Origin of the sequence: Nonomuraea ferruginea (assembly GCF_039540635.1) — a bacterium.
GTDB lineage: Bacteria > Actinomycetota > Actinomycetes > Streptosporangiales > Streptosporangiaceae > Nonomuraea > Nonomuraea ferruginea.
Map to the genome: position 1 here is coordinate 193753 of NZ_BAABFD010000005.1, position 15013 is coordinate 208765.

Here is a 15013-nt window from a genome sequence, read left to right on the forward strand (position 1 = left end):
CGCCCACGTCTGATCCGGGACATCAGCTCGTACCGAGACCGTACTATACGGTATGGTACGGTTCAGGTATCCATCGACCGAGGGACAGACGTGTCAGCATTGCCCGATCCGGTCTGGCCGATCGTCGTCCTGGCGATCATCCAGGCCGGGGACGCCGTCATGTGTGTCAAGCCCGTTCCGTTCATCGCCCGGTGCTTCGAGGACGTGAACTGGCCGCGGCGCTACTGGTGGATCATGCCGCCGCTGAAGTTCGCCGCCGCGGCGGGGCTGATCCTGGGCATCTGGCTGCCTTACCTCGCCGCCGTGACCTGTGCCGCGCTCGTCCTCTACTTCGTGGTCGCCATCGCGATGCACATCGCGGCCCGGGACTTCGGCCGCAACCTCTTCCTCAACGCCACCGGGATGCTGCTGATCTGCGTCGCCGTGGGCGTCTACAGCTTCATGACGTGACTCTCCGAGAGCGCGGAGCGTTCCATACCCGATGGTACGTTGATCTGATGAGCACGGCACGAGACCGGTGGCTGGACGAAGGCCTGAAGATTCTCGCAGAAGAAGGTGCGGCGGGGATTCGCATCGACCGGATCGCCGCCCGGCTCAACCTGTCGAAAGGGTCGTTCCACCATCACTTCGATGGCGCCGAGGGATACAAGAAGGCGCTTCTCGCCCATTTCGAGCGCCTGTCGGTCGAAGCGCTCAACAGTGCGATTTCCGAGATCGGGGAATCGGCCGGTGCCCGGGCGATCCTCACCCGGCTGACGGAGCTCGTCCGCCCCGGGGACACCGGGCTCTATCGGCCGGAGATCGACACCGCCCTGCGGGCGTGGGCGACGTGGGACGCGGATGTGCGGGTCGTGCAGACCCGCCTGGACGAGGCCAGACTGTCCGCGCTCCAGCGGGTGTGGCGATCAGCCGTCGCCGGCGACGAGGAGGCACGGACCGCGGCCCTGTTGCCCTACCTGCTCGCGGTCGGAGCGAGCGTCGTCTACCCTCCTGTCGACGCCGACCGGCTTCGCGAGCTCTACGAGATCCTCCTGCCCCTCGTACCGGACGGCACGTGACCAGGACGCATCGGCCGGGATGTCAGGAACAGAAGTCCGTGATGGTGGCGGTAAAGATCCCGGTGAGACGGTCCAGCGAGGCCAGATCCGCCCACTCGCGGGCCGCGTGCGCGCCCTCGCCGTCGGCGCCGAACAGCAGACAGGGGATGCCGGCGCGGTCCAGCAGGGCCGCGTCCGTCCAGAAGGGCTCGCCGCGCACCACCGGCGGATGCCCGAGGACCGCCTCCGCATGGCGGGTCAGCGTACGGACGATCCGCGCCTCCGGGTCGGCCTGGAACGGTTCGCGGTGCAGGCCTCGCGTGAGGCGGTAGCGGAAGCCGGGCACGGCGGCGGCCAGGCGATCCAGCACGGCCGTCAGCTCCGCCTCCACCGTGTCGGCGTTCTCGCCCGGTACGGTGCGCCGCTCCAGGGTGATGCGGCAGTGCGCCGGGTAGGTGGAGGGCTCCTGGCCTCCGGCGATGACCGAGGCGTGCACGGTGCCGGTGCCGAGCAGGGGGTGCGCCGGACCCTGAGCTAGACGCGTCCCCAGCTCCTCCAGCGCGACCAGGAAGTGCCCGGCCTTGGCGATGGCGTCCACACCCAGGTCGGGCCTCGAACCATGGGCCGCACGACCCTCGATCACCACGTCGAACCAGGCGAAGCCCTTGTGCGCCAGGGTGACTTCGAGATGACTCGGCTCGGTGACGATCGCCGCGTCCGCGGTGAAGGACTCCAGCACCTCCTCCGTACCGGTGCTGCCGTGCTCCTCGTCCGCGACGCACGCGAGGAGCACATCGCCGCGCAACGGACCGCCGGCCGTGGCCCGGACGGCGGCGATCATCATCGCCGCGAGACCGCCCTTCATGTCGAAGGACCCGCGGCCGTACATCCGCCCGTCACGGATCTCCGGATCGAACGGGTCACCGTCGTAGCCGGCCACACCCACCGTGTCCAGATGACCGTTGAGCATCAGCGACCGGCCGCCACCGGCCCCGCGAGCGATCGCGACCACCGACGGCCGGCCGCCGCGCTTGTCCAGACGGTGCACCTCGAAACCGCGGGCGGCCAGCCACTCGCCGCAGAAATCGGCGATGGCGCTCTCGCCCGCGCCGTCGCCCGCGAGGTCCGGGTTGACGGAGTCGATGGCGATCAGCCTGGCCAGCAGGTCGTGGGGGTCGAGGGGGTCAGGGGCGGAGGGAGGGACAGGGGGCATGCGGACCTTCCGAAGGGCGGTGCGGTGGATCGACCCGTTCGATTATCGGCGTCTCCGGGTCTCGGGGATCTTCGTGGGAGGCGTCAGGCGGGCTCCGGCGATCACACGGGCGCTCAGGCCGCCTGGAAGGAACGCCGCGACAGGCCGACGCCGTAGCCGTCGAGTGTGGTCACCACCGGGGCGGTGGGGTCGGTGGCCGCGCCGAGGGCGACGAACAGCGGGGTGAAGTGCTCGACGGTCGGGTGCGCGTACGGCATGCCGGGGGCGGCGGTGCGGAAGCGGGCGAGCTCGGCGACGTCACCGCGGCCCAGCGCGTCGGCGGCCCAGGCGTCGAAGTCGGACGACCAGCCGGGCACCTTGTTCTCCAGGAACATCTCCCTGGTCAGGAACGGCAGGCCGTGCGTCATGTGCCCCGAGCCGATCACCAGCACGCCCTGCTCGCGCAGCGGCCGCAGCCGCTCGCCGATGGACAGCAGCCGATCGGGGTCCTCGGTGGGCAGGCTCAGCTGCAGCACCGGGATGTCGGCGGCCGGGTACATGATCTTCAAGGGGACCCAGGCGCCGTGGTCCAGCCCGCGGCTGGTGTGCCGGTGCACCTGCCCGGTGTCCGGCATGACTCCCACGACCTGCCGCGCCAGCTCACCGGCGTCGGGCGTGTCGTAGCGGAAGGTGTAGTACAACGCGTCGAAGCCGCCGAAGTCGTACACCAGCTCGCTGGGTCGTTCGGCGCTCACCGACAGCGGCGCGGACTCCCAGTGCGCGGAGACGACCAGGATCGCCTTCGGCTTGGGCAGGGCCCGGGCCCAGTCGTGCAGCGGAGTGAGCCACTCGGGGCTCTCGAAGGGCATGGGTCCGCCGCCGTGGGACAGGTAGAGGCTGGGCAGCGGCCCGTCCTGGGCCGTCCACGGCCGGTGCGGTTCGGCGGCCTCGAGGGCGGCGGCGCGCTTCAGGTGCGTGGCGAACGGGTGCGCGGCGGGTATGCGGGCGTCGGCGGCGGTCGTGGTGGTGGTCATCGGGGCTCCTCGTCGGGGAGATCATGGGTGTCTCATCGGGCCGAGGGCCGCCGGGGGCGCGGCCGTCGGTCATCCCGCGCGGGGTCGCGGGGCGGCTGTCAGGCGACGACGGCGAATCCGCCGGTCCAGGCGATCTTCTCGCCGGCCGCGAGGCCGATCTGCAGGAAGCCGAGGGCCTCCAGCTCGCGGGCCCGGCTCAGCGAGCCGGTGTCGACGGCGCGCAGGCCAGCGTCGGTGACGATCTGGGCGAGCGCGGCCTTGGCGCCGGCGTCGTCGCCGGCGATCAGCACGGTCGTGGGCTGCTCGCCGACGCTGCCCTGGGACAGGGTGGCGGCGAAGTTGGTGTTGAACGCCTTGACCACCTGGGAGCGGGGCAGCGCCTCGGCGATCTCGGCGGTGGCCGAGCCGTCGGCCGCGACCGTCAGGGAGTCCATCGTGGAGAAGTCCACCGGGTTGGTGATGTCGACGACGACCTTGCCGTCGAACTGTCCTTCGCGCTGGGCGATGACTCCGGCCACCCCTCCGTACGGGACGGCGAGGACGACGATGTCACCGGTGACGGGCTTGCCGGTGTCGTCCCGGCCGAGGAGTTCGACGCTGTTGCCGCTCCTGCGGACCAGGTCGGCGATGGCCGAACCCATGGCGCCGGGGCCGATGATGCTCACCTGTGTCATGTCGGTGCTCCTTGTAGTGGTTGTTGCACGACTGGTACCCATGAGAGCAAACTTGTCGCTACAACTATTCCTGGACGAGGGACCTGACGTGGACACTCCGTGGCTCGACCGGCGGCAGCTACGCGCCTGGATCCGCCTGCGGGCGGTGCTCGAACTGCTCCCCGGGGTCCTGGACGCGCAACTCCGCCGTGACTCCGGGCTGACCGAGTTCGAGTACTACACGCTGGCGATGCTGTCCGAGGCGCCCGGCCGGACCCTGCGCATGACCGAGCTGGCCCAGCAGACCAACGCGACGCTCCCCCGGCTTTCGCACGTGGTGACCCGCCTGGAGGACCGCGGCCTGCTGGAGCGCGTCCCCTGCCCGGAGGACCGCCGGGCGATCAACGCCCGGCTCACCGACCAGGGGTGGGCGAAGGTGCGGCAGGCCGCGCCCGGGCACGTGGCCACCGTCCGGCACCACATCGTCGATGTGCTCACCGACGAGCAGCTCGACCAGGTCACCGCCATCAGCGACGCCATCCTGGCCGAGCTGGACCCGTCGCGGGCCGTGGCCGCGCTCTACACCCGCTACGACGAGGCCTCAGACGGGGACGACGGCTCACCAGACGATGCCGAAGCGCGGCGCGGCGACGGCAGGACGGACAGCTCGCAGGCGTAGGAATCGGCCGGCCCGTCCAGCCGCCCGACATCGCGCCCCACCGAACGGGAACGGGTCGTCGAGGGCCGGTTACCAGGCCGCCTCGATCACCGGGCGGGACCCCAAGAGCTCGGGATCGGGAGATCCGGGGTGGACCAAGGACGTGACGTGTCCCTCGTCGACTCTGCTCAGTGGATGGAAGTTGCCCGCGAGCAGCAGGTGGCGCCCGGTGCCGTCGTAACGGATCAGGTTCCAGCGCGCGATGCTCTCGCCCTCGTGGTCCCTGCTCAACAGGGTGCGGATCTTGCGTCCGTCTGTGACGGAGTACTCGTCCACGGTGTAGCGGTGCGGTCGCCGGCCGTCGGACAGCCGGCTGTGGCCGATCAGCATGCTGCGGCCGTCCGGGTTGATCGTCGAGGCCGTGACCTCCTGCCCTGGCGCTACGACGCGACTGGCCGCGAGTGTGGTGCCGGAGGCGGCCGTGTCCAGGACCCGGGCCTCGGATCCGACCACGAGACCGAGGGTGCGGCGATCGGCCGCCCATGACAGGCTCTCGATCTGTCCCGAGACGTTCGTCGTCCACGTGCGTGTCGTACCCGTGGGCAGATCGACGACCGTGAGCTGGGCCCCGGGGCAGAAGCGCAACGTCTTCCCCTTACCGCACACCTTGCCGTCGAGGCTGTAGGAGAGCCGGGTGCCGTCGCCGGTGACAGCAAGGGAGCTCGCCGTCGTACCGAGCACCTTGGGGATCACGTCGTGAACCAGCTCGGCCGGCCTCCCTTGTCCGTCGACCCGCGCTCGGTGGAACCTGGTGCTGCTCACCTGCGTCTCGCGCGACTGGACGCTCTGGGCGATGTAGAAGGTCTCACCGTCGCCGGCGCCCGCGAGCAGATATCCACCGGGCTCCCGGAAGCTTCCCTCAGGGGTGGGGGGCAGCCCGAGCCGGCTCGTGACCTTCCCGGTACGGGCGTCGTGGACCGTCACGCCGTCAGCGCTCGCCATCAGCAGGAAACGCGGGCCGGTGAGAGCGTGCGTCGCGGGCGCGGTGGGCGCGCCTCGTGTCCCGGCCACCATGGCGGCGACCGCGCCGATGACCACGACGACGAGCGCGGCCGCGAGCGGGACCGCCAGGGCGAGCCGGCGCGCGGGAAGGGCCCGCGCCGCCGGGCGCAGGGTTTCCGGGCGGATCCGCTCGGCGTCGGCGGTGAGGGCGTCCTTGAGCTGATCTTCGAGCCAGGAAGTCATCGGTTTCCCTCCAGTTTGACGGTGAGCGCCTTCAGGGCTCGAAAGACGGTCGATTTCACTGTTCCGCGGCTGACTCCCATGGCTTCGGCGATCTCGGCCTCGGACAGGTCGAGGTAGTAACGCAACACCACGGCTTCTCGCTGGCGGCGAGGTAAGGCGCGTACCGCGTCGGACACCTCCCGGCGCGTCTCCCCCAGCAGCGTGACAGCCTCCGCCGACCGGAACGGCTTCTGCCGATCGCCGGTGAACCTGCTCATGATGGACCGGCGGCGGTGGACCATGCGGCATCCGTTCACCACACTCGCCCGCAGGTAGGGCAGCGCCCGATCACGGTCGGTCAACCGGCTCCATCGGCGGTGCAGCGCCGCGAAGGCGTCCTGGACGACGTCCTCGGCCGTCTCCTGATCGCCCACCAGCAAGTACGCCAACCGGACCAGGCCCAGCCGCTGAGTCAGGAAGAGTTCGGCCACGACAGCCTCGTCCACGGCCGGGGCAGGCGGTGGCTCCGGCTCCTCCACCGTTCGTTGAATCGCGAATCGCATACCTCTTCCATGCACAGTCGCCGTCCAGGTTGCCTCGTGAGACGGAAGTCACCATCATGCGCCCCGGGCGAAATCCGGATGAGTGTGGCGCCTCAAGGCTGCTAACGTGGCCGTCATGGCACGAGGTATCTGGTCGCAGAAGATCCGCTCCGCCCGCTGACGGCGGCGCCCTCTTCCTGCTGAATCCGCGCTCGCCGTCCCGGTTCCCGCCGGGCGGCCCTCTGCTGTTGCCCGGCTCCACTGCGAGCTGCGGAGCACCGTTGAACCTCATCCCCAATACCGAAACCATGTCCCTGCCCGTCGAGGCGGGTGACAGCGCACACGTACGCGCCACGGGCGTCACCGTCACCCGCGGGTCCCGGCGTGTCCTGAACGACGTCTCGATCACCGTCTCCGCCCGGTCGCGGGTGGCCGTCGTCGGCGAGAACGGCCGCGGCAAGACGACGCTGCTGCACGTCCTCGCCGGACTGATCACACCGGACGACGGCGCCGTGCACCGTGCCGGCACGATCGGCCTGGCCCGCCAGGAGCTGTCCGCGCGAGAGGGCGAGACCGTCGGCACCCTGACGTCCGAGGCGCTGGCCGCGTCGCTCGCGGCCCTCGACGCGCTGGAGGAGGCGACCCTCGCCATGACCGAGGGCGACCCCGCCGCCGACGACCGCTACGCCACCGCGCTCGACGCCGCCACCCGGCTCGACGCGTGGGACGCCGAGCGCCGCGTCGACGTCGCCCTCGAAGCCCTCGGCGCCTGCACCGACCGCGACCGTCCGCTGGCCACGCTGTCGGTCGGTCAGCGCTACCGGGTGCGGCTGGCCTGCCTGCTCGGCGCGCGGCACGACGTGCTGCTGCTCGACGAGCCGACCAACCACCTCGACGCGGGCGGGCTGGACTTCCTGACCCGCAGGCTGCGCGAGCACGACGGCGGCCTCGCCGTCGTCAGCCACGACCGGGCGCTGCTGCGCGACGTCGCGGACCGGTTCCTCGACCTCGACCCGGCCCGTGACGGGAAGCCGCGGCTGTACGCAGGCGGCTATGACGCCTGGCAGGACGCCCGGCGTCGCGAGCGTGAGCGCTGGGAGCAGGACCACGAGCAGCAGCAGGCCGAGCACCGGCGGCTGCAGGACGCGGTGTCGAAGGCCCGCGACCGGCTCTCCACCGGCTGGCGGCCGGACAAGGGGACCGGCAAGCACCAGCGCCAGTCCCGCGCGCCGGGCGTCGTGCAGGCCCTGAACCGTCAGCGGGAAGCCCTGCTGGCGCACCGGATCGACGTGCCCGAACCGCCGCCGTCGTTGCGGTGGCCGGACCTGGGCGTCCGGCCGGGGGCGCCGCAGTTGCGCGCGCATGGCGTCGCCGTCGGCGGGCGGCTGGCCGGGCCCATCGATCTCACCCTCGACGGGGGCGACCGGCTGCTCGTCACCGGACCGAACGGCGCCGGGAAGTCCACGCTGCTCGCGGTGCTGGCCGGTGCGCTCGAACCCACCGAAGGGCATGTCTGGACGGCGCAGGGGGCACGGATCACCCAGGTCACCCAGGAGACCGCCGGGCAGGACCCCGCGCTCACCGCCCGCGAGGTGTACGCACGCCACGTGGGACGGCTGGTGGCCCACAAGGGACTGCGCGACGCCGACGCCGTCCCGCTGGGATCGCTCGGGCTGCTGGACTCCGAGGCGATGCGTACGCCGGTCGGGCGGATGTCCCAGGGACAGCAGCGGCGCCTCGACCTGGCGCTCGCGCTGGCCGGGCGGCCCGGCCTGATCCTGCTGGACGAGCCGACCAACCACCTGTCACCGGCGCTCGTCGACGAGCTGACCGACGCGATGCTCAAGACGAGCGCCGCCGTGGTCGTCGCCACGCACGACCGGCAGCTCCTGCGGGACCTCGCCGGCTGGCCGCGTCTGCAGATAGGCCCGCCGTAGCGAGGGCTGCCGCCGGGTCGCGGTGCTCAGAGAAGATCGTCGATCGTGATGGGCACGGAGCGGATGCGCCTGCCCGTGGCGTGGAAGACGGCGTTGGCGATGGCGGCGGCCATCCCGACGAGCCCTATCTCGCCGACGCCCTTCACCCCGACCGGGTTGTACGCGTCCGGGACCCCGACGAAGGTCACGTCGAGGTCCGGGACGTCGGCGTTCACCGGCACGAGGTAGTCGCCCAGGGTGGCGTTGGCGATCCGGCCGGTTCCCCGATCGGTGACGGTCTCCTCGAACATCGCCATCCCGATCCCGCCGACCGTGCCGCCGATGATCTGACTCCTGGCCAGCTTCTCGTTGAGTATCAGGCCGCCGTCGATCACCGACACGACCCGCGCCACGCGCAGCCGCCCCAGCTCGGGATCCACCCGGACCTCCACGAACCGCGCGCCGAACGGCCCGGCGGGCGCCATCCCGGCCTCCTCCGCCCGGCGCGGCTCGCTGTCGCCGTCCGCGCTCAGCTCCTCCAGCCCGTGCGCGGCCAAAATGCCGGTGTAGGACTCGCCCCGCCCGGGCTCGCCGACGCGGTGGATCCGCCCGTCCGTGACGGTGACGTCATCGGCCCCGCAGCCGGCCAGCGGCGAGGCCGGGTCGGCGCCCGCCAGGTCGAGGAAGGCCCGCAGAAGGGCACGGCAGGCCGCGTGCACGGCGTTGCCCAGGGCCGCGGTGAGTCCGGAGCCGCCCGCCTGGGGCCCCGGGGGCATGCCGGTGTCGCCGAGCCCGAACGTGACGCGCCCCGGCTCCAGGCCGAGCAGCTCGGCCGACAGCTGCGTCATGACCGTGTACGTGCCGGTGCCGATATCGGTCACCGCGCTGCGCACGTACGCCGTCCCGTCGCCGCGCACGGTCACCCTGGCCCGGCAGGGCGCCTGGTACCAGAAGTAGCTGACCCCGGCCAGGCCGTACCCGACGAGCCAGTCACCCTCGCGCATCGAGCTGGGTTCGGCCCCGCGCCGGGCCCAGCCGAAGCGGTCGGCGCCGACCTCGTAGCACTCGCGCAGCGCCTTGCTCGACCACGGCAGGCCGGACCGCGGGTGGACCTCGGCGTAGTTGCGCAGCCGCAGCTCCAGCGGGTCGAGGCCGAGCATGTAGGCCAGTTCGTCCATCGCCGACTCGAGCGCGAAGTTGCCCTGGGCCTCGCCCGGCGCGCGCATCGAGTTGGTCCACGGGATGTTCAGCCGTACCTGCTGGTCCCGGGTGGAGACGTTCGGGCAGGCGTACGCCGTCGTGGAGACGGACGCGCACGGCTCGATGTTGTCCCCCTCGATCGAGAGGGTCGACACGCTCTCGTGCTCGATCGCGGTCAGCCGGCCGTCGCGGGTGGCGCCGAGCCGGACGCGCTGCGCCGTGGCCGGGCGGTGGCCGATGCCCGTGAACATCTCCGGGCGGGCCAGTTCGAGCCTGACCGGCCGCCGGGTCCGCCTGGCCGCCATCGCGGCGAGCACCACATGCGGCCAGACGCGCAGCCCCGCGCCGAAGCCACCGCCGACGTACGGGGCCAGCACCCGCACTCCCGCCTCCGGCACGCCGAACATCCGCGCGAGCGTGGCCCGCACCAGGACGGGCCACTGGGTGGAGTCGTGCACGGTGAGCGCGTCGCCGTCCCACGCGGCCAGCGTGGTGAACAGGCCGAGCGGGTTGTTGGTGTTCTCTGCGGTGGTGTACGACGCGTCGACGACGGCGTCCGCGCGGGCGAGCCCGGCGGCCACGTCGCCCCATGAGGCGTCGCTGCCCCACGGGTCCGCCACCCGCTCCGCTCGCGGGTCGTCGAGATCCAGCAGCGGCTCGGCCCGCTCGTAGCCGACCTCGACCCGCCGCGCCGCCGCCCTGGCCTGCTCGGGCGTGTCCGCCACGACGACGGCGACGTACTGGCCGTAGTAGAGGATCCGGTCGTCCTGCAGCGGGGGCGGCGGCGTACGCAGGAGGGACTCCGGGCCGGAGCCGAGTCGCGGCGCGTTGAGGTGCGTGAGCACCGCCAGCACGCCCGGGGCGCTCTCGGCCGGGCCGGTGTCGAGCCGGGTGATCCGTCCTGAGGCGATCGTGGCCCGCGCGACGGCGGCGTGGGCCATGCCGGGCAGGCTGACGTCGTTGGAGTACGGCGCCGCGCCGGTCACCTTGAGCGGGCCGTCCACCCGGTCCGTTCCGGCGCCGACGATCCGGGGCCGTTCGACGGTCGTCATGACGCCACCCCCGCGACGGTACGCAGCGCGCGCGTGAGCGTGCGCTTGGCCAGCTCCACCTTGAAAGCGGTGCCCGGCATGGTGAACGGGTCACGCACCGCCCGCTCGGCGGCCTCCCGGAACGCGGCCGGGCCCGCCGGCGCGCCGCGCAGGATCTCCTCCGCCTCGCGGGCCCGCCACGGTACGGTGCCGACCCCGCCGAGCGCGACCCGTGCCTCCCGGATCAGGCCGCCGTCGAGCAGCAGGGTCACAGCCGCGGAGGTGAGCGCGAACTCGTAGGACATGCGGTCGCGGACCTTCAGGTAGCCCGACCGGGTGCCTTCCGGAGGCAGCGGGACGTCCACGGCGGTGATCAGCTCGCCCTGGCCGAGCATGTGCTCCACATCGGGCGTGGCCTCCGGTAGCAGGTAGAAGTCGGTGAGCGGGATGGTCCGCTCCCCCGCGGATCCCCGGACGCGCACGATCGCGTCGAGCGCCACCAGCGGGACGGCCAGGTCGGAGGCGTGCGACGCGATGCAGTGCTCGCTCGCTCCGAGGATCGCGTGCATGCGGGCGGCGCCGGTGACGGCCGCGCAGCCGGTGCCGCGGCGGCGCTTGTTGCAGTCGGGCACGGTCGGGTCGCGGAAGTAGCGGCAGCGGGTGCGTTGCAGCAGGTTGCCGCCGATGGTGGCCATATTGCGCAGCTGGACCGATGCGCCGAGCAGCAGCGCCTCGCGGACGAACGGCGCCCGCGCGCTCACGTACGGGTCGGCCGCGAGTTCCTCCATCGTGGTCAGCGCCCCCACCCGCAGCGTGTCGCCGTCGAGCCGGACTCCGCGCAGCGGGAGCCTGGTGATGTCCACCAGCCGTCCGGGCTCCAGCACGCCGTCCTTCATGAGGTCGAGCTGGGTCGTGCCGCCTGCCAGGTAGCAGGCTTCCGGGTCGGCGCTCACCGTGGCGACGGCCTGCCCCACCTCGGCCGCCCGGACGTAGGTGAACTCACGCATCGCCGCCACCCGCCCCGGCGACCTCGCGGATGGCCGCCACGATGTTCGGATAGGCGCCGCAGCGGCAGAGGTTGCCGCTCATGAACTCCCTGATGTCCGGGTCCGAGCCCGCGCGCCCCTCGGCCAGCAGGCACACCGCCGACATGATCTGCCCGGAGGTGCAGTAGCCGCACTGGAAGGCGTCGTGCCGCACGAACGCCTCCTGCATCGGATGCGGGCCGCCTTCGGAGCCCAGCCCTTCGATCGTGGTGATCGCCCGGCCGTCGCACTGGGCGGCGAGCGTGAGGCAGGACAGGATGCGCCTGCCGTCCGCGATCACCGTGCACGCGCCGCAGGCGCCCTGGTCGCAGCCCTTCTTCGTGCCGGTCAGACCCAGCCGGTCGCGGAGCGCGTCCAGCAGGGTGAGGCGGGCGTCATCCAGGTCGAGCGGATAGTCCCTGCCGTTGACGGTCAACGTCGTCATGTCCCCGAATCCCCCGAACGCCGTACCGGTCCCGGCGCTCAGGCGGCGCCGGGCCTTCCGGGGGGAGATCCGTTTCGTACGGTACCCGCGTATTCGGAAGATGTACCCGACGTGCCCCGAGCACCTCGGACCGGACTCCTTTCCGGCCACCTGCAACACGGCGCAGGGTGCCGGACATTTACCAAGGTGTCCGGCACTTTCGCGAGGAGACTTTGTGACACATCGAGATCGCTTCGAGGCGATCTATGACGCGTACTACCCGGCCATCCATCAGTACGCAGCCCGCCGTACCGGTTCGGCCGACGACACCGCCGATGTCATCTCCGAGACGTTCCTCACCGCCTGGCCCGACGGTGAGCGGGGCTGCTGTGGCTGTACGGCGTGGCCGCGAGGTGCTGGCGCTGGCCTGCTGGGAGGAGCTGACCAGCGAGCAGATCGCCAGGCGGTCCGGCGACCGAGTACGCCAACGCGGCGGTCTCCATCAACAAGTCCGGCCACCATTTCGCCGTGACCATCACCGACCCCACGGCCGACCGCCGGCGCTTCGAGGAAGCGTTCCGCGCGGTCGGGCTGAACGTCACGGTGAAGGTCATTCCGGTGGCGCCGGCCGAGGTCGGCAACCTGATCGGCCCGGCCGTGCCGGAGGGCTTCGACTGGCACGGAAGCATCGGGACGCAGGCGGTGACACCGTGCGCGTCGGCATTCTGCGGCAAGGTCTGGATGCCCTCGGACTTCCCCGGACGCGTCGTCTTCGGAGTCGGCCGTCCTGCCGAACCGGGCGAGGCCTACGCGGACCCCCTTCTCTACGCCCCGGGGGACGAATCCCTGGAGGGCTACGAGGTTCACGGCAAGACGGTCGAGGCCGTACGCTCCGAAGTGCACCGACGCGGATTGAAGGTCGGCTATCGCCTGCTGTGGGACCTTCCCGAGGGCGGCTTCTTCGACCAGCCGGTCTCCGCGGATCGGGTCGAGGACGACTGGATCGTCAACGGTTCGCGCGACCACAGCTCCGACACGGTCGACCTCTACGTCATCCCCGGATCCGGTACCGCCCCCGATCCCCGGGAGGTCGCCACACCCAAGTGGTACGACGACCAGCCAGGTTGATCGTCAGTCCGAAGCGTTCGGTGCCTAGCTCACCTGGCGCCAGCCGGGTGGAGGGTCCTCGCCGGCCCGGCCGTCGACCGCCTCGCGCAGGAGGTCGGCGTGGCCGGTGTGCCGGCCGTACTCCTCGATCAGGTCGCAGACCAGGCGGCGCAGGCTGGCGTGCCGTCCGTCGGGGGTGGAGACGTGGGCGAGCTGGTCGAGGCCGCCGTCGGCCAGCGCGGCGGCGAGCGTGGCGCGGGAGCGGGCGACTCCTCGTCCAGGCCGTCGGCCTTCCAGCGGAAGGTGGTGCGCAGCCGATCGAGCGCGCCGAGCAGGTGGGCGCTCTCGTCACCGGCCAGCGGCGGTTCCCATGGCGTATCGGTCATGTCGTAACCCTGGCATGGGATCGAAGGCGGTCAGCCGTCCAGTCGTACGCGATAAATCCGGCGATGTCGGTGGTCATCCCGAGATAATGGCCGATGTGGAGGAGGTCGAGGTCGTCGTGGCCCATCAGGAGCGCGCGACCCTGCGCGTCGGCGACGTGTTCCTGAAGATCGACGCTGATCGGACGCGCGCCGACGTCGAGGTCGAGGCGATGGCCATGGCGCCGATCCCCACCCCGGAGGTCCTGTGGCGGAAGCCGCCCGTGCTCGCCCTCGCCGCCCTGCCGGGGACGGCGCTCGGCCGCCTCGGCGAACCGTCGACCGCGTCGTCGGCGGCGTGGGCCGCGGCGGGTGCCGCCGCACGCACGCTGCACGACGCGCCGCCGCCGCCCTGGCCCGGCCGGAGCCTCGACGAGGTCGCATCGCGCCTCGACGGCGAATGCGCGTGGCTCGTCACGAACGGCGTCCTCCCCGCCGACGTGGTCACCCGGAACCGCCGGGTCGCCGAGGCCGCGCTCCGGCCGTGGACACCGGTGTTCACGCACGGCGACCTGCAGGTCACCCACGTGTTCGCCGACGGTGACGAGATCACCGGCGTGATCGACTGGTCCGAGGCGGGGCCTGGCGACGCCCTGTTCGACCTCGCCACCTTGACGCTCGGACACGAGGAGCGCCTCGGCGACGTCGTCGCCGGCTACGGCACCGAGGTCGACCTCGACGTGATCCGCGCGTGGTGGTCCTTACGGAGCCTGCGGGCGGTCCGCTGGCTGATCGAGCACGGCTTCGACCCGTGGCCCGAGGTCGCCGTGCTGAACTCCCGGCTGTGAGGCCGCACAGCCCGACGACTACGCCATGTCCTGACGCGAGCGGCGCGCACCCAGGTGAAAGTTTCAGTCTCGACGTGCGCGGACGCCTGCCCGCGCCCCCGGCGCTGGTCGGCCCGGCCTGCCCGGTTCTATGGTGACGATCTCGAACCTCCTTGCGAGAGGGACACCATGGCACTCAGCGCTCGTCGTCCTGCCCAGGTTCTGCGCCTCGCCCTCGTCCTCGCCCTGACGCTGACCGCCGGCGCGGTGCTGTCCGCTCCCGCCGCGCTCGCCGCCGCCTACCGCTCCGCCACCTCCTCGGGCTGGGGCCCCAGCCCGGCGGCGGGAAAGGCGGCCGCCGAGGCCAACGCCCGCGCCGCGCTGAACCAGCAGGCCGCCGCGGCCGGCGAGGTCTGCTCGGGCGTGTCTGTCACCACCAGGCACCTCTACACCGCGCCCGACGGTTCGGCGTGGATCTACGAGGCGACCGCGTCAGGCAACTGCGAGGTCCCGCCGCCGGTGTCGTACACCGTCCCGCGCACCGAGACCCGTCAGGCCGGCGGCACGAGCCCGAACGTCGCCGTCGAGAACGGCGCGCAGGCCGCCCGCGCGGCGCTCCTGGCGGCGGGCCAGGCGTGCACGGGCTACGCCACGACGTCGTCCCTGGTCTACACCGCGCCCGGCGGCGCGTGGTGGATCTACGACGTCACCGTCTCGGCCACCTGCACCCACTGACACCGGCACCACGAAAGAAATCGACCGACCGCTCTTCGTGTTAGGA

18 protein-coding genes are annotated in these 15013 nt (G+C 71.9%); 8 read left to right on the forward strand and 10 right to left on the reverse strand.

All coding sequences use genetic code 11. The annotated features are described in order from the left end of the window. Positions 1-90: 90 nt before the first annotated feature. Positions 91-450, forward strand: a complete 360-nt coding sequence (locus ABD999_RS11810; protein ID WP_271275097.1) for a DoxX family protein — start codon at positions 91-93, stop codon at positions 448-450. A 47-nt stretch (positions 451-497) separates the two neighbouring features. After that, on the forward strand, positions 498-1058 hold the full coding sequence (locus tag ABD999_RS11815) for a TetR/AcrR family transcriptional regulator (protein ID WP_271275096.1): 561 nt from the start codon (positions 498-500) through the stop codon (positions 1056-1058). Positions 1059-1080: 22 nt separating this feature from the next. Here the strand turns inward: ABD999_RS11815 and ABD999_RS11820 are convergent, their stop codons facing one another. From ABD999_RS11820 to ABD999_RS11830, 3 genes are all read right to left on the reverse strand, one after another. Next, positions 1081-2250 (reverse strand): ArgE/DapE family deacylase, encoded by a 1170-nt coding sequence (locus ABD999_RS11820; protein ID WP_271275095.1) that lies wholly within the window; start codon positions 2248-2250, stop codon positions 1081-1083. A gap of 113 nt (positions 2251-2363) precedes the next feature. Next, positions 2364-3263 (reverse strand): dioxygenase family protein, encoded by a 900-nt coding sequence (locus ABD999_RS11825; protein ID WP_271275094.1) that lies wholly within the window; start codon positions 3261-3263, stop codon positions 2364-2366. Positions 3264-3361: 98 nt separating this feature from the next. After that, on the reverse strand, positions 3362-3937 hold the full coding sequence (locus ABD999_RS11830) for an NADPH-dependent F420 reductase (protein WP_271275093.1): 576 nt from the start codon (positions 3935-3937) through the stop codon (positions 3362-3364). Positions 3938-4025: 88 nt separating this feature from the next. Between ABD999_RS11830 and ABD999_RS11835 the strand changes: the two genes are divergently transcribed. Next, positions 4026-4595 carry a MarR family winged helix-turn-helix transcriptional regulator gene (locus ABD999_RS11835; RefSeq protein WP_271275092.1) on the forward strand — a complete coding sequence of 190 codons (570 nt, stop codon included), beginning with the start codon at positions 4026-4028 and terminating at the stop codon, positions 4593-4595. A 69-nt stretch (positions 4596-4664) separates the two neighbouring features. Here ABD999_RS11835 and ABD999_RS11840 read toward each other — a convergent pair whose 3' ends face one another. Continuing rightward, positions 4665-5819: a hypothetical protein gene (locus tag ABD999_RS11840; protein ID WP_271275091.1), complete on the reverse strand. Its 1155-nt coding sequence runs from the start codon at positions 5817-5819 to the stop codon at positions 4665-4667. Beyond that, positions 5816-6289, reverse strand: a complete 474-nt coding sequence (locus tag ABD999_RS11845) for a SigE family RNA polymerase sigma factor (RefSeq protein ID WP_261808476.1) — start codon at positions 6287-6289, stop codon at positions 5816-5818. The genes ABD999_RS11840 and ABD999_RS11845 overlap by 4 nt, the downstream gene beginning before the upstream one ends. Before the next feature lie 359 nt (positions 6290-6648). Here ABD999_RS11845 and ABD999_RS11850 point away from each other — a divergent pair, with 359 nt between their 5' ends. After that, positions 6649-8277: an ABC-F family ATP-binding cassette domain-containing protein gene (locus ABD999_RS11850; RefSeq protein ID WP_271275089.1), complete on the forward strand. Its 1629-nt coding sequence runs from the start codon at positions 6649-6651 to the stop codon at positions 8275-8277. Between the two features lie 26 nt (positions 8278-8303). On the opposite strand, the gene ABD999_RS11855 is transcribed toward ABD999_RS11850, so the two are convergent. From ABD999_RS11855 to ABD999_RS11865, 3 genes are read right to left on the reverse strand one after another with little or no spacing between them, the layout of a single operon-like run. Beyond that, on the reverse strand, positions 8304-10508 hold the full coding sequence (locus tag ABD999_RS11855) for a xanthine dehydrogenase family protein molybdopterin-binding subunit (protein WP_271275088.1): 2205 nt from the start codon (positions 10506-10508) through the stop codon (positions 8304-8306). Further along, a complete protein-coding gene (locus ABD999_RS11860) occupies positions 10505-11494 on the reverse strand; it encodes an FAD binding domain-containing protein (protein ID WP_271275087.1) in 990 nt (329 codons plus the stop codon). Before ABD999_RS11860 ends, ABD999_RS11855 begins: the two co-directional genes overlap by 4 nt. Further along, positions 11487-11957, reverse strand: a complete 471-nt coding sequence (locus ABD999_RS11865) for a (2Fe-2S)-binding protein (RefSeq protein WP_148030888.1) — start codon at positions 11955-11957, stop codon at positions 11487-11489. The genes ABD999_RS11860 and ABD999_RS11865 overlap by 8 nt, the downstream gene beginning before the upstream one ends. A 100-nt stretch (positions 11958-12057) precedes the next feature. Between ABD999_RS11865 and ABD999_RS11870 the strand changes: the two genes are divergently transcribed. Together ABD999_RS11870 and ABD999_RS11875 are read left to right on the forward strand one after the other, a co-directional pair. Beyond that, positions 12058-12468: an RNA polymerase sigma factor gene (locus ABD999_RS11870; protein ID WP_271275135.1), complete on the forward strand. Its 411-nt coding sequence runs from the start codon at positions 12058-12060 to the stop codon at positions 12466-12468. After that, entirely contained in the window at positions 12465-13064 is a 600-nt protein-coding gene (locus ABD999_RS11875; protein ID WP_271275086.1) for a hypothetical protein, read from the forward strand. The genes ABD999_RS11870 and ABD999_RS11875 overlap by 4 nt, the downstream gene beginning before the upstream one ends. A gap of 24 nt (positions 13065-13088) precedes the next feature. Here ABD999_RS11875 and ABD999_RS11880 read toward each other — a convergent pair whose 3' ends face one another. Beyond that, positions 13089-13280: a mycothiol transferase gene (locus ABD999_RS11880; RefSeq protein WP_246640571.1), complete on the reverse strand. Its 192-nt coding sequence runs from the start codon at positions 13278-13280 to the stop codon at positions 13089-13091. Further along, complete coding sequence (locus ABD999_RS11885; RefSeq protein ID WP_271275085.1) at positions 13193-13429, reverse strand: hypothetical protein; 237 nt, start codon at positions 13427-13429, stop codon at positions 13193-13195. Before ABD999_RS11885 ends, ABD999_RS11880 begins: the two co-directional genes overlap by 88 nt. Before the next feature lie 86 nt (positions 13430-13515). Here ABD999_RS11885 and ABD999_RS11890 point away from each other — a divergent pair, with 86 nt between their 5' ends. Both ABD999_RS11890 and ABD999_RS11895 read left to right on the forward strand, forming a co-directional pair. Then, positions 13516-14253, forward strand: a complete 738-nt coding sequence (locus ABD999_RS11890; protein WP_271275084.1) for an aminoglycoside phosphotransferase family protein — start codon at positions 13516-13518, stop codon at positions 14251-14253. 168 nt (positions 14254-14421) lie between these two features. After that, positions 14422-14967 carry a hypothetical protein gene (locus ABD999_RS11895; RefSeq protein ID WP_345482685.1) on the forward strand — a complete coding sequence of 182 codons (546 nt, stop codon included), beginning with the start codon at positions 14422-14424 and terminating at the stop codon, positions 14965-14967. Positions 14968-15013 lie beyond the last annotated feature (46 nt).

Bases quoted from the DNA above. Each gene is read 5' to 3' on its own strand.
- ABD999_RS11840 (WP_271275091.1), bottom strand. From the start codon at position 5,819: ATGACTTCCTGGCTCGAAGATCAGCTCAAGGACGCCCTCACCGCCGAC.
- ABD999_RS11865 (WP_148030888.1), bottom strand. From the start codon at position 11,957: ATGACGACGTTGACCGTCAACGGCAGGGACTATCCGCTCGACCTGGAT.
- ABD999_RS11825 (WP_271275094.1), bottom strand. From the start codon at position 3,263: ATGACCACCACCACGACCGCCGCCGACGCCCGCATACCCGCCGCGCAC.
- ABD999_RS11860 (WP_271275087.1), bottom strand. From the start codon at position 11,494: ATGCGTGAGTTCACCTACGTCCGGGCGGCCGAGGTGGGGCAGGCCGTC.
- ABD999_RS11885 (WP_271275085.1), bottom strand. From the start codon at position 13,429: ATGACCGATACGCCATGGGAACCGCCGCTGGCCGGTGACGAGAGCGCC.
- ABD999_RS11820 (WP_271275095.1), bottom strand. From the start codon at position 2,250: ATGCCCCCTGTCCCTCCCTCCGCCCCTGACCCCCTCGACCCCCACGAC.
- ABD999_RS11815 (WP_271275096.1), top strand. From the start codon at position 498: ATGAGCACGGCACGAGACCGGTGGCTGGACGAAGGCCTGAAGATTCTC.
- ABD999_RS11895 (WP_345482685.1), top strand. From the start codon at position 14,422: ATGGCACTCAGCGCTCGTCGTCCTGCCCAGGTTCTGCGCCTCGCCCTC.
- ABD999_RS11850 (WP_271275089.1), top strand. From the start codon at position 6,649: ATGTCCCTGCCCGTCGAGGCGGGTGACAGCGCACACGTACGCGCCACG.
- ABD999_RS11890 (WP_271275084.1), top strand. From the start codon at position 13,516: ATGGCCGATGTGGAGGAGGTCGAGGTCGTCGTGGCCCATCAGGAGCGC.
- ABD999_RS11830 (WP_271275093.1), bottom strand. From the start codon at position 3,937: ATGACACAGGTGAGCATCATCGGCCCCGGCGCCATGGGTTCGGCCATC.
- ABD999_RS11870 (WP_271275135.1), top strand. From the start codon at position 12,058: ATGTACCCGACGTGCCCCGAGCACCTCGGACCGGACTCCTTTCCGGCC.
- ABD999_RS11855 (WP_271275088.1), bottom strand. From the start codon at position 10,508: ATGACGACCGTCGAACGGCCCCGGATCGTCGGCGCCGGAACGGACCGG.